The sequence below is a fragment of the Candidatus Thermoplasmatota archaeon genome, from assembly GCA_035540375.1.
Lineage (GTDB): Archaea > Thermoplasmatota > SW-10-69-26 > JACQPN01 > JAJPHT01 > DATLGO01.
The window spans coordinates 1-12,622 of sequence record DATLGO010000031.1 but is presented as its reverse complement, the minus strand read 5'-3'; the positions used below and the strand labels follow the sequence as shown (position 1 = coordinate 12,622).

The 12,622-nt window shown below is 71.1% G+C and carries 10 protein-coding genes; 6 read left to right on the top strand and 4 right to left on the bottom strand.

Going from position 1 to position 12,622, the window contains the following annotated elements; all coding sequences use genetic code 11:
- Positions 1-37 precede the first annotated feature (37 nt).
- From VM889_03675 to VM889_03655, 5 genes are all read left to right on the top strand, one after another.
- A complete protein-coding gene (locus VM889_03675; GenBank protein HVL47635.1) occupies positions 38-1,612 on the top strand; it encodes a S8 family serine peptidase in 1,575 nt (524 codons plus the stop codon).
- A 40-nt stretch (positions 1,613-1,652) separates the two neighbouring features.
- A complete protein-coding gene (locus VM889_03670; GenBank protein HVL47634.1) occupies positions 1,653-2,201 on the top strand; it encodes a hotdog fold domain-containing protein in 549 nt (182 codons plus the stop codon).
- 74 nt (positions 2,202-2,275) lie between these two features.
- On the top strand, positions 2,276-3,493 hold the full coding sequence (locus tag VM889_03665; GenBank protein ID HVL47633.1) for an acyl-CoA dehydrogenase family protein: 1,218 nt from the start codon (positions 2,276-2,278) through the stop codon (positions 3,491-3,493).
- Positions 3,493-4,293, top strand: a complete 801-nt coding sequence (locus VM889_03660) for an electron transfer flavoprotein subunit beta/FixA family protein (protein HVL47632.1) — start codon at positions 3,493-3,495, stop codon at positions 4,291-4,293. Before VM889_03665 ends, VM889_03660 begins: the two co-directional genes overlap by 1 nt.
- Positions 4,290-5,276, top strand: a complete 987-nt coding sequence (locus tag VM889_03655; GenBank protein HVL47631.1) for an electron transfer flavoprotein subunit alpha/FixB family protein — start codon at positions 4,290-4,292, stop codon at positions 5,274-5,276. The genes VM889_03660 and VM889_03655 overlap by 4 nt, the downstream gene beginning before the upstream one ends.
- Here VM889_03655 and VM889_03650 read toward each other — a convergent pair.
- Positions 5,263-7,017, bottom strand: a complete 1,755-nt coding sequence (locus VM889_03650) for a hypothetical protein (protein ID HVL47630.1) — start codon at positions 7,015-7,017, stop codon at positions 5,263-5,265. The genes VM889_03655 and VM889_03650 overlap by 14 nt on opposite strands.
- A gap of 186 nt (positions 7,018-7,203) precedes the next feature.
- Between VM889_03650 and VM889_03645 the strand changes: the two genes are divergently transcribed.
- Positions 7,204-8,838 (top strand): hypothetical protein, encoded by a 1,635-nt coding sequence (locus VM889_03645; GenBank protein HVL47629.1) that lies wholly within the window; start codon positions 7,204-7,206, stop codon positions 8,836-8,838.
- A 3-nt stretch (positions 8,839-8,841) separates the two neighbouring features.
- Here the strand turns inward: VM889_03645 and VM889_03640 are convergent, their stop codons facing one another.
- From VM889_03640 to dinB, 3 genes are all read right to left on the bottom strand, one after another.
- Positions 8,842-10,326 carry a DEAD/DEAH box helicase gene (locus VM889_03640; protein ID HVL47628.1) on the bottom strand — a complete coding sequence of 495 codons (1,485 nt, stop codon included), beginning with the start codon at positions 10,324-10,326 and terminating at the stop codon, positions 8,842-8,844.
- Positions 10,327-10,482: 156 nt separating this feature from the next.
- On the bottom strand, positions 10,483-11,421 hold the full coding sequence (locus tag VM889_03635) for a hypothetical protein (GenBank protein ID HVL47627.1): 939 nt from the start codon (positions 11,419-11,421) through the stop codon (positions 10,483-10,485).
- A 52-nt stretch (positions 11,422-11,473) separates the two neighbouring features.
- A partial coding sequence (dinB, locus tag VM889_03630; GenBank protein ID HVL47626.1) for a DNA polymerase IV occupies positions 11,474-12,622 on the bottom strand: 1,149 nt, incomplete at its 5' end.

The following is a 12,622-nucleotide window of genomic DNA, read 5'->3' as shown; positions in this document are numbered from 1 at the left end:
ATGACGCGTCCTTGCCATCGCTTCCCCGGAGGCTCCCATGCGCGCGCTTTCGATCACTGTTCTCGTTCTCTCGGCCCTCCTCGTGCTCCCCGCTTTCGCGACCCCGGCGGATGCGGCGCTCGAGCCCCGTCGGCACCACCCCTCGATCGGCGTCCCGGACTCGGAGGTCGTCGTGGCCGTCATCGACACGGGCGCGGACGGCCTCCACGTCGAGTTCGGCGGCTACCGCGGCCAGGCCGGCGTCGCGAGCCCGCAGATCGTCGCCTGGTGGGACTTCGGAACGAGCGGCGTCCCGCCGATCGGCGCGACGTGGGACCCCAACCGAGCCATCCCCTACGACGGCTGCCGCTCCTCGTGCCACGGCACGGCGACCGCGGGTGCGGTCGGCGGCAAGACCGTCGGCGCCTATCCCGGCGTGAAGCTCGCGATCGCCAAGGTGACGGACGCGGACGGGTCCATCACGAGCGTCGACCAGGCGATCGAGTGGGCGGTGAACACCGTCGGCGCGGACATCCTCTCGATCAGCATCGGCACCATCATCCCCATCACCGGGGCGCTCGACACGACGGACGAGGTCATGGAGATGGTCGCCGCCCGCGGCGTCCTCCCGGTCGTCGCGGCCGGCAACGGACTCGGGAACGCGGGCGTCAAGTTCCCCGCCGAGGGAAGCTCTCCCGCCTACGCCCCGAACGCCCTCATCGTGGGCGCCTCCGGCGCGAGCGGGACCGCAAGCGCGCGGACGACCGGAGCGTACTTCTCCAACACGGATCCCGAGGTCATCGCGTGGGGCGCGAACGTCGTCGTCGCGCGTCCCGGAAACGTTTACAGCACGGCCTCGGGCACGAGCTTCGCGGCGCCGCTCGTGGCGGGCTGGTCCGCGCGCCTCATGCAGGCCGCGAAGGACCACGCCGCCGATGCTTCGCCGGAGCGCGTCCGCGCGCTCGTCCACCGCGCGGCGCTCGACGACGCGGCGGTGCCGTTCGCGATCGAGGGATTCGGATTCGTGAACGCGGCCGCGGTCAACGCCGTCCTCCCCCACGCGCGCGCCGGGACGCTCCCCGCCGCTCCGTCGATCGCGAACGTGCTCGCGCACGAGGCGTCCCTCGAGGCGCGCCGCGCTTCGACCGCGCACGACGCCGTCACGATCGCGCTGCCGACGGGCGCGTCGAACCCCGGCTTCCTGCCCCCGAGCGGCCCCATGGGGGCCCGGGCCATCCATCCCTACGGCATTCTCCTGAGGGAGGGAGAGCGCGTCGAGGTGCGCGTCGACTGGTTCGATCCCGCGGGCCGCGACGTGGATGCGATATTCGCCGACGTGAACGTGGGCACGACGGACATCGACATCGGCGTCTACCGCCCCGGCGCGGGGGCTCGCGGTCTCTGGAGCCACGGCGACGTGCGCCTCGCGAGCGCCCACGGCAGCCGCGTCGGCGCGAACCACGAGGCGGTCGGCTTCCTCGCGCTCGAAACGGGCGTCTACACGCTCCTCGTCGAAGGCTACCTCGTCGGCGCCTCGGGACAGGCCTACACGGTCACCGTCAAGGTCGACGGCGCGCCGGTCGAGCCCACCTACCTCGGCGACCTCGTGACGCCCGCCGGGCGGATGGCCTGACGCGGGAAGCTTCATGGGCCGACCGGAAAATGGGCGCGTCATGGAGGCGTACCACCTCGTTCCCGCCCCCGACGCGGCGCGATGCCTCGTGTGCGGCCTCGACCGCGAGCACGGCTACAACGTGCGCTTCCGCGTCGACGGCGACACCGTGGTCGGGGCCTGGACCGCGACGGCCGCGCTCGAGGGATGGGGCGGCCTCGTGCACGGAAGCGCCTTCGCGGCGCTGCACGACGACGCGGCGCACTGGGCGATGAACGTCCTCGTCGGCCAGATCGGGGTCACGACCCGGATGGACGTCCGCTTCCAGCGGCCGATCCGCATCGGCGACCGCGTGACGGCGACGGGCCGCGTCGCGAGCGTCGACGCGCGCCGCGGCGCCTTCGCGACCGAGATCCGCCACGCGGACGGCGCCGTCGCCTCGACTGCGGTCACGGAGTACATGTTCGTCGAGGACCCGGCCCTCCTTGCGCGCCTCCTGGGGCGACCCGTCTCGCCGATGGCGGTCGAGCTCCTGGCCGCGCCCCCCGAGAAGCGGCGGGAGATGATCCTCGAACGATCCCGTCGCATCACGGCCGCGGGCCGGGCCTGAATTTCACTCCCGTCCGTGGTCGCGAGGACACATCCCTTATGGGTTGACGGACCCTAATCCCCGCGGCGACCTCGATGGCCCTCGAGTTCACGTTCAGCGAAGAGCAGGAGCTGTTCCGCGCCACCGTGCGCGAGTTCCTCGACTCCGAGATCCGTCCCATGCTCCCGCGCGGCTTCTACGAAGGCCACGAGTTCCCGTGGGACATCGTGCGGAAGCTCCAGCGCCAGGGCTTCATGGGCGTTCCGATTCCCCGCGAGCTCGGTGGCGCGGGCCTCGGCGAGGTCGGCTATTGCATCCTCCTCGAGGAGCTCGCGAAGGTGTCGGGCTCCATCGCGACCATCGTCGGCGCGCACACGGGCATCTGCGTTCAGCCCCTCTACCTCTTCGGCACGCCCGACCAGCGCGAACGTTTCGTGCGGCCCCTCTCGGAGGGCAAGGCCATCGGCGCGTTCGCGCTCACCGAGCCCGAGGCCGGCTCGGACGCGGCCAACATCAAGACGATCGCAGAGAAGGACGGCGACGATTACCTCCTCACCGGCACGAAGATCTACGTCACGAACGGCAACGTCGCGGACTACCTCATGGTGTCGGCCGTCACGGATCCTGCGCTCGGCGCGCGCGGCGGCGTAACGACGTTCATCGTGGAGTCCAAGTCGGAGGGCTTCAAGGTCGCGAACCTCGAGGACAAGATGGGCATCCGCCTCTCGACGACGGCGGAGATCCGGCTGGACGGCGTGCGCGTCCCGAAGGAGAACATCCTCGGAAATGTCGGCGAGGGTTTCATCGCCGCGCTCACCGCCCTCGACGGCGGCCGAGTCGCGCTCGGCGTCGGCAATCTCGGCGGCGCGGTCGAGATCCTCGACCGCACGATCCGCTACGCGAAGGCGCGCGAGCAGTTCGGCGAGCCCATCGGCAAGAAGCAGGCGACGCAGTTCACGCTCGCGGAGCTCGCGGCGGAAATCTACGCGGCGCGCGTCGCGGCTTACCTGACGACGCAGGAGGTCGAGCACTACTACGAGCTGGTCGCCGCCGGCAAGTCGGTGCCGCGCCAGTTCCGCGCCCGCGTCTCCCGCCAGACGGCGATGATCAAGATCCTCGGCTCGGAGATCGCGGGCAAGGCGATCGACCGCTGCCTCCAGATCTATGGAGCGCGCGGTTTCATGGAAGGCTTCGACGACCTCGAGGAGGGCTTCCGCGATCACATCATCAACGAGATCTTCGAAGGGACGAACGAGATCCAGCGTCTCATCATCGGTCGCGAGCTGTACGCGCTCGGGGGGTTCGAGCTCTGATGCCCAACATCGTGGTCTGTATCAAGGCGGTGCCGAGCGACCTGAACGTGCACGTCTCGCGCCGCACCGGCGAACCGGTCCTCGAGGGCCTGCGATGGGTCATCAACCCGTGGGAGAAGCGCGCGATCGCGATGGGCCTCGAGCTTGTGAAGACCCACGGCGGCGCGCTCACCGTCGTCACGATGGACGAGCCGAGCGCCTCCATGGCGCTCCGCGAGGCGCTCGCGATGGGCGCCGACAAGGCCATCCTGCTCCACGACCGCGCCTTCGAGGGCGCCGACACGCTCGCGACGGCCCGCGTGCTGTCGGCCGCCGTCACGAAGCTTCGCCCCGACATCGTCCTCACGGGCGGCCGCACGGCGGACCGCCGCGCGGCGGGCGTCGGCCCCATGCTCGCGCAGCTCCTCAACGTGCCCGCCGTGACGTTCGTCATGGACGCCGCCATGCAGGGCCGCGCGGTCGAGGTGCGGAAGCGATTCGGCGCGAAGGTCGCGAAATACGAGGTCCCGCTCCCGTGCCTCCTCTCCGTGGGCGACGAGGCGCCGAAGCCCGCGATCGCCACCGCGTGGGGCGTGCACGACGCCTACGCGACGAAGGAGGTCAAGGTGTGGAACATCCGCGACCTCGACCTCCACGAGGAGAGCGTCGGCAAGGAGGGCTCCCCGACGCGCGTGCGTCGCATGGAGAAGCTCGCGCGCGAGCGCAAGGAGCGCGCCGAGGTCGAGCACTTCGAAGGCGAGCCCGCGGAGATCGCGAAAGCGTTCGTTCGGCGCCTGCGCAGCCGGGGGGTGGTCCCGTGACCGCCCACCGCGACATCCTGGTCGTACCCGAAATCCGCGGCGAGAAGCTCGCGAAATCGGGCCTCGAGATCCTCACGAAGGCGCGCGAGCTGGGCGACACGCTCGGCGCGCGCGTCGAGGCGCTGCTCCTCGGCCCCGCGGTCGCGGCCCTCGCGGAGTCGACGATCCACCATGGCGCGGACATCGTCCTCACGGGCGAGTCCGAGGCGCTCACGCTCGGGAACGTCGACGCGCACTTCCACGCGATCCTGCCCGTCGTGAAGGAGCGCAAGCCGGAGATCCTGCTTTTCAGCGCGACGCCCATGGGCCTCGACCTCGCGCCGCGCCTCGCGGCCGCCCTCGGCACGGGCGCGCTCGCCGACGCGACGAAGCTCGAGATCGACGAGACGGATCGGCTCCTCGTCGCGAAGCGTCTGACCTACGACGGCTCGATCGAGGCCGTCGCGACCATCCCGAAGGCGCGACCGCAGGTCGCCTCGCTCCGGCCCGGCGCCGTCCGACCCGGCTACCCGGACGAGTCGCGCTACGGCCGCGTCGAAGGCGTCGAGGTCGTGGAGCACCGCACGCGCGTGCGCTTCCTCGGCCTCGAGGACGCGCCCCCCGCGACGCCCCCGCTCGAGACCGCGGAAGTCGTTGTGTCGGGAGGCCTCGGACTCGGCTCGCGGGACGGCATGAAACTCGTCGACGACCTCGCGCGCGCCCTCGGAGGCGCGCCCGGGGCGACGCGCGCGGCCGTCCAGTTCGGCCTCGCGGATGCCGACCGGCAGGTCGGGGCGACGGGACGTCGCGTGAAGCCGCGCCTCTACGTCGCCGCGGGCCTTTCGGGCCAGTTCGAGCATTTTGTCGGCGTGACGAGCCCCGAACTCGTGGTCGCGATCAACCCCGACAAGAAAGCGCCGGTCTCGAAGCTCGCGCAGTACCACCTCGTGGGCGACGCGCGAACGCTCATTCCCGCCATCCTCGAGGAGCTCAAGCGGGAGTAGCGAGCCGACCGACCCGGTCGCAATCCCAGACGTGCACGCGTTCGTCCGCGACTTCGTCGAGGAGATAGACCCCGCTGAGGCAGGCCCTGAACGAGAGGTCCTGCGTTCCGGTCGGGAGGATCAGCCGCTCGCGGCTGCGGTAGGATCCGGCGATGTTTTCCTCGGTCATCGCGGTCATGACGATCGGCTGCGAACCCTTGATCGTCCACTTCTCGGCCGGGTTCACGCAGCCCGGTCCGCAGAGGAGGGAGACCGATTCCAGGATGACGCCGTGCTCGCCCCAATCGACGTCCGGAACGAGCACGATGCGGATGTCGGACGACGTGGCCGGCTTTCCCGACGCGACGAGGAGCGGAGTGCCGAAGAATTCGCCGTTCGCGTTGAAGTAATTGTCCGGGAACGGCCGCCCGCCGCCCTCGTACGGATCGGGGGTCGCGGCCGACCCGATGAATCCGTCCCGGTCCACGTCCTTCCAGAAGCCGGAGAAGATCTGGAACGTGAGGGTTCCGGGCAGCATGGCCTGGCCGCCGCTCTCGGTCTTGCCCGGGAGCGGGCCGCTCTTCACGAAGTAAACGGTGCTCAGGCCCGTGAGCGCGCGATACTCGTAGGGCCTCGGACCGGCGAAATCGATCGAGAGTTGGATCGAAGTGTCGACCCGCTCTCCATAGGACGGCACGAGGTCCAGCCACGGAAGATACGAGACGTTGTAGGCGTCGCGGGCGCCCGCGGCGACACTGCCCGAATCGTCGAGCCATTCGCGCGGATACGGGGCGTAGAGGGATCCGATCGCGCCATCGAGCGCTTCTGCGGCGGGCGTCCCCGCAAGAGGCGTTTCGCTCGAGGGCACCGGACCCACGCGTCCGCCGTTTCGCGAGACCGTGCCGAGGCTCGGTGACCCGATGTCGTTCATCGGACGGCCGAGCGTCTGGGCGTAGAGCGCGACCACGGGTCCGGCGGCCACGGCGGGATGGACGTCGATGTCCACGAGCGAGCCGGTCCGGGCGGTGAAGGGGAACGACTCGCCATCCGGGGCGAGGATCGGGTCGGTGACCGTGATGACGTGGTAGGCCTGGAGGAGGCTTCCATCCAGGAAGAGGATGAAGCCGAAGGCGCTCGCGTCGTAGAACTGCGACGTGATCCCTTTTTCCTCGCGATAGCTCACGTCGGGCGTCGACCGGTCCGCGCGGTCGTTCGCGAAGACGCCCGGGTGGCTCCCGGGCTCGACGTACGAGACGATATTCGCGCGGTGGATCGGCGCCCATTCGTTGTCCGGAGCATAGACGGCGGGGGCGCTGCGCCGAGCCGAGAGGGTCGAGTCGGAGTCCAGGTCGTTCCAGAAGCCGTACCAGGCGCGGAAGTCGGCCGGACCGGGAAGGATGATCTCGGAGAGGAGCCCCTGCGAGGACTCGGCCGTGCTCCATCCGTCGGGGAGGCTCATCGCGTACGAGGCCGGGTCGTCCTCGGCGACGCTCATGGGTCGGCCGAGCGGCGCCGCGTGAAGGTAGTGCGCCTCGAGCATGCGCACGCCTTCATGGGGGAACTTTTGGGACGTCAAGGCCCGGGGGCAGGCATCCCGTCCCCCTGCGGCGGCTTCGCTGACGCAGTTGAACTGGCCCTCGGCCTCGCGCTGGGTGCGCGACCCTTCCTCGATCTCGATCCGGAGGTCGCGCGCGTCGACGTGGGCGAGGGCGGCCGGGGTCGCGAGAAGAAGAACGAGGGCGAGCGTTCGGAACGGGATCATGGGCTCGTGCTCGCGCGGGTGTTATCTTCCCGGGGCCTTCAATGCGTCGCCGGATCGTCGCCCCGACCGGGGACCGCGCGCGGGGACCGGGGATGCCGACCTCGCCCATCCGTTCGCGCGGGGGCCTCGGTCCGGCGCAAGCACATCTTTATCGATCCCCAAAGCGCCTCTTGTCCCTGGGAGACCATGGGACGGCTGAGCCTCGTGCTGGCAGCAACGGCGCTGATCGTGAACGTGGCGGGCGCGGCGTTCGCCCACAACGCCGACCTGCGGTGGGAGGCCGCGGAACGAGGTCCCCGTTTCGCGCACCAATCCAACAACGTGGTCGAGGCCATCCTCGACGCGGGAGAGACGCCGGGCGGCATCCGCATCCTCGACAGCTTCTGGACCACGTCGGGCCCCAACCGGGGCGACGAGATTCCCCCCCTCGAGGAGGCGGGCGACGGTCAGCGCCGCAACGCCTACGGCTGGACCGACTCGTCCCAACGCACGAACATGAACACGCGTCGCGCGCTCGGCGAGGATGCGCCGGACGTCATCTGGGGCGCGGGCTGGTTCCATGCGTGGCACGGGCATTGGCGCGATCAGAACGGCGACGGGATCATCCGCATCCGGTGGGCGAACGCCACCACCGCCTACGCGGACAACGAGTGGACCCGACGCCACGCCACGATCTACACATGGATGAGTCCGGGGTCGCATCCGGCCTACACCGCGAGCTACGCGCCGGACGACGCATCGCCCGACGTGTCCTACATCACGGCGGGGAACCACCTCTACATATCGGGGGGCGGTCCGGTCATCCTGTACGACAACTCGCTCCTGCAGCGGTACGTCGCGGAGACGGTCTCGGATCCCATCTTCCTTCCGCACGCGTCGGGAACGCCTTACACGCCCCGCAATACGAGCCTCGTCGATATCGACGAGTATCCCGTCGTCGCGCCCGGCCCCGTCGCGTCGCTCTACGGCGCGGCCGCGGCGCCGCTCGTCAACGGGCTCGCGCCCCCCATCTGGCCGCTCTGTCCGCAAGGGTGCATCCTTCCCCCCGTGACCGCCCCCGAGCCCCTCGGGGGTCCCGTGAACGCGGCGCAAGGGCGGATCTACGGCCGGTACATGCAGGAGACGGAGATCGGCTCGACCTCGACCGCGTCCGGCCGACTCGCGGAGTATCAGACCGAGCACCGCGGCTGGATCGACCTGCAGCTCGGGTTCGGCCAGCTCAATCCGTTCGTCAACGCGCGCACCTCACCGCTGCCGGGCCGCGACGCCGACGGTCGGCCCGCGATGCTGCCCGGCATCCTCGGCGTCCAGGCGTGGACCGGCATCTGGCGCGACCTCAATGAGGACGGATACGTCGGCACGGCCAGCGCGCCCGATCCCTACGAGAGCGGCGCGCGACCGATCGCGGACGATCACCGGCGCTCGAACGGCGAGTTCACCGGCGTCTATGGAAGTCCGGCGCACGAGACGAAGCCGCGCACGCCCTCGAACGGCGGGCTCGCGGGATGGAACGTGACATTGACTCCCACCACGGACTGGGGCGCGGGCGTGCTCGTCACGGACAAGTGGTATCTCCCGACGTCGCTCGGCACTTCGTGGATCGTGACGGGCTCGTCGCCCATCCGTATCCCGATGTCGTGGACCCTCGCCGAACCCGGAAACTTCTGGGGCATGTGGTACGTCCACTTCCCGCAGGGTTCGACCTCGGTCACGTTCACCGCGTGCACGGACGACCTCCGCGTGGAGTTCGCGGACGCGGGCCTCGTCATCGATTCGATCGTGCGGGATTGCGACGTCGTGCGCGAGGCCGTCCTCGGCTGAGGCTCACGCGCGCCCGCGTCGGTCGCGGCCGCGACCGCCGCTTCCGCTCCCCGGACGACCGGAGCCGCGCCCGGGCGCGCCGGGACCGCGCCCGGGTCCGCGCCGGACGCCGGCCGGTCCTCGACCGGCGTGGCCCGCAGGACCGGAGGCTCCGCGACGGTCGCCGCCGGGCCGTGCGGCGCCCGCGTTCGGACCGCGCCCGTCGCGGCCGCGACCGCGTGGACCTTCGTCGCGCTCGCGCCCGCGGCGATGCATGCCGTGGCGGAAGGGGCTCTGGGGCTTCGGCTCCGAGAAAGCCACGTCCGGAAGCGGTCCGACGTCGAACGGCTCGAGCGTCGCGTCGATGAGGCGCTCGATCGCCTGGACCTCCTGGCGCTCGTCGCCCGTTGCGAGGAGGAACGCGCGGCCCTCCTTGCCCGCGCGGCCCGTGCGGCCGATGCGGTGCACGTACGTCTCAGGCTCCGTGGGCACGTCGAAGTTGATGACGTGCGTCACTTCGGGCACGTCGATGCCGCGCGCCGCGACGTCGGTCGCGACGAGGATGTGCAGGGACCCGTCGCGGAACCGGTCCATCACGCGCTCGCGCTGGCCCTGCGAAAGGTCGCCGTGGAGCGCCTCGGCTTCGTGGCCGAGCGCGCGGAGGCGCTTGCCGAGCCGTCGCGCGCCATGGCGCGTCCGCACGAACACGAGCGCGCGCTCGGGCTCCTCCGCTTCGAGGAGCGCGGCGAGGGCGCCCATCTTCTGCTCCTGCCGCACGACGACGCGGAACTGCGCGGCGAGCGGGGTCGTGAGCGAGTCCTCGCCCACGCGCACCGTCTCGGGCTCGCGCAGGATGCGCCCCGCGAGCTTCGAGACCTCGGGCGGCATCGTCGCGCTGAAGAACGCCGTCTGGCGATCGCGCGGGAGCGCCGAGAGGATGCGGTTCACGGCGGGCAGGAAACCCATGTCGAGCATGCGGTCCGCCTCGTCGAGGACGAGGAACTCCACGTTCTCCAGGTGGGCGCTCTTGCGCTCCATGTGGTCGATGAGGCGGCCGGGCGTCGCAACGATGCACGTCGCGCCGCGCGACCCGAGCGCGCGCGCCTGCGTCGCGAACCCGACGCCGCCGTACACCGCGACCGCCGCGAAGCCTGTCGAATAGTCCACGTCGTCCGCGCGGCTGCTGCGAGGCGGCGCGGCGGCGGAGCCCGCGAGCGCGTTCAGCTCGTCGACGACCTGGATCGCGAGCTCGCGCGTCGGCACGAGCACGAGCGCGCGCGGACCGCGGGCGGCCCGGCCGAGCCGACGCTCGTGGCAGAACGACTCCACGATGGGGAGGCCGAAGGCCGCCGTCTTGCCGGTGCCGGTCTGCGCCTGGCCGAGGACGTCTTCGCCCTGCAGGAGGAGCGGGATCGCGGCGGCCTGGATCGGGGTCGGCGTCTCGAAGCCCATCGCCTCGACGGCGGCGAGCGTGGTCGGGCTGAGGTTGAAGTCCTTGAACGAGGGCATGGGATCACGTCGGGGGCGAGAGCGTCGCTCGTCGCCCGGGACGCCCCGCGGGGCGCGATGGACGGCGCGTGGAACGTGGCGACGCGCGCCGTCTCCCTCGTCGCGTCTGGCCGACCGACGAGGGTGGCGCCTCCCTGAAATACCCTTCGGGCGCGCTCAGAGCGTCCGCGTGTATTCCAGGATGCCGATGCCCAGGATCTCGCCCTGGAACTCGCCCGTGCCCGCGTAGCGCAGCGTCCAGCGACCCTTCTGGGGGCTGGGGATCTCCACGATGCGGTCGATCGATTGGGCGGGCAGCGTCTCGCTGTGGCGCATCGCCCCCGAGGGATCGATGAAGTCGAGGCGCAGGATGCCGCTCGCCGCGCCCCGGATCTTGATCGCGAGCGACTTGTGGGGGATCTCCTCCTCCTTCACCTCGAAGGTCTCGTCGTGCGTCCCCTGCTGCTTCGGACCTTCGTAGTAGTCGCGACCGCGCAGGAAGTAGAAGGCGCCCTTCGCGCCCTCGCCGTGGTCGGTCACGTCGACGCGGAGCTTGAGCTTCCCCGCGCGGTCCTTGATCTCGACGAACGAGAACCACTGGAGGTCGGGGTCGTAATCGTACTGGATCTTTGATCCGTCCGTCGCGGTGCCCTCGAACCTGAGCGCGCCCTTCTTCTCGCCCGCGGATGCCTTCATGCTCCACTCGTGGTCGAACATGAGGCCGCCGAACTGGTCGCCGGGCTTCACGGGGAAGTTGTACATGCCGTGCGCGTGGATGCCCTTCTGGTGCGGCGTGAGGATGTTCCAGTGGATGCGGCCGAGGAGCGGGTTCGTGTCGTGGAGCGCGTGGTCCATCGCGACGGCGCGGTTCGAGACGCCGAGCCAGAAGTGGTGCGTCTCCGAATCGTTCCAGAAGTTCGCGAGGCGCACGTGCTCGACCTTGCTCTCGCGCGTGAACCGGAGGTCCCACCACGCGCCGACCGGCCACCACGGCGCCTCGACGGTGCCGTCGTCCACCTTCGCGGGTCCCTTGCCCGCGTCGCTTCCGGCGGGCGCGGCGCATCCGGCGAGGACGGTCGCGGAGAGGAGGACGAGGAGGGCGAGCCAGGGACGCATGGGCGGGGACTCGAACGAGGCGAGATAAAGGTTCTCGCGCCGCCCTCCCGCGCTACCGTTCGCGTTCCTCCCACTCCCACAGCCTCGGCCGCTTCCCGCGCCCCCCGGCCGCGGCGCGCTCGCCGAGCACGTCGGCGGGCCAGCGGTCGAGCGTCGCCTGTCGGGCGCCATGCGGCGCGACGAGATTCGTCCCGCGCACGCCGACGAGGCGCACGCGCTTCGGGAGCGGCGATTCGGCAAGGAGCGCGAGCGCGGCCTCGCGCAGCGTCGCGGCGTCGTCCGTCGGGAGGGCGAGCGTGCGGCTGCGCGTGAACGTCGTGAAGTCCTCGAGCCGGACCTTGAGCACCACCGTGCGCGCGAGGAGCGCCTCCGCGGCGAGGCCTTCCGCGACCCAGCCCGCCGCGCGCGCGACGGCCTCCTCGAGCGCGGGGCCCGGCGGGAGGTCGTCGTGGAACGTCGTCTCGCTGCCGACGCTCTTGCGCTCCCACGCGGGGTCGACGGGCGAATCGTCCAGGCCGCGCGCGAGCGCCGCGAGGCGCGGCCCCCACACGCCGAGTTCGCGCGCAAGCAGCGCGACGGGCGTGGCCGCGAGATCGGCGCACGTCTTCACGCCGAGGTCCTCGAGCCGCTCCGCGGTCTTCGGCCCCACGCCCGGGATCTTCCGCGCGGGAAGCGGCGCGAGGAAGCGCTCCTCCTCGCCCGGACGCACGACGGTGAGGCCGCGCGGCTTCTGCATGTCGGTCGCGATCTTCGCGACGAGCTTCGACGGCGCGACGCCCCAGCTCGTCGAGAGGCCGTGGTCGCGCCGCACCTCAGCCGCGACGCGCGCGGCGAGCGCGCGGGCCTCGTCGAAGTCGCCCCGCGTGCGCTCCGTCACGTCGAGGTACCCCTCGTCGATGCCGCCGGGCTCGAGCACGTCCGCGTGCCGCGCGATCGTCGCGAACACCTCGCGGCTCACGGCGGCGTACCGCTCGATGTCCGGCGGCAGGTAGACGGCGTCCGGGCACGCGCGCCACGCCTGCGTCATCGGCATCGCGCTCCGGATGCCGAAGGCGCGCGCCTCGTAGCTCGCGGTCGCCACGACGCCGCGCCCGCGCCCGCCTTCGGGGTCGGCGCCGATCACGACGGGCTTGCCCTTCAGGGACGGATCGTCGCGCTGCTCGACGCTCGCGTAGAAGGCGTCGAGGTCGAAATGCAGGAT

Coding starts and splice junctions, on each gene's coding strand:
- VM889_03675 (HVL47635.1), top strand. CDS start 38: ATGCGCGCGCTTTCGATCACTGTTCTCGTTCTCTCGGCCCTCCTCGTG.
- VM889_03670 (HVL47634.1), top strand. CDS start 1,653: ATGGAGGCGTACCACCTCGTTCCCGCCCCCGACGCGGCGCGATGCCTC.
- VM889_03665 (HVL47633.1), top strand. CDS start 2,276: ATGGCCCTCGAGTTCACGTTCAGCGAAGAGCAGGAGCTGTTCCGCGCC.
- VM889_03660 (HVL47632.1), top strand. CDS start 3,493: ATGCCCAACATCGTGGTCTGTATCAAGGCGGTGCCGAGCGACCTGAAC.
- VM889_03650 (HVL47630.1), bottom strand. CDS start 7,017: ATGATCCCGTTCCGAACGCTCGCCCTCGTTCTTCTTCTCGCGACCCCG.
- VM889_03645 (HVL47629.1), top strand. CDS start 7,204: ATGGGACGGCTGAGCCTCGTGCTGGCAGCAACGGCGCTGATCGTGAAC.
- VM889_03640 (HVL47628.1), bottom strand. CDS start 10,326: ATGCCCTCGTTCAAGGACTTCAACCTCAGCCCGACCACGCTCGCCGCC.
- VM889_03635 (HVL47627.1), bottom strand. CDS start 11,421: ATGCGTCCCTGGCTCGCCCTCCTCGTCCTCCTCTCCGCGACCGTCCTC.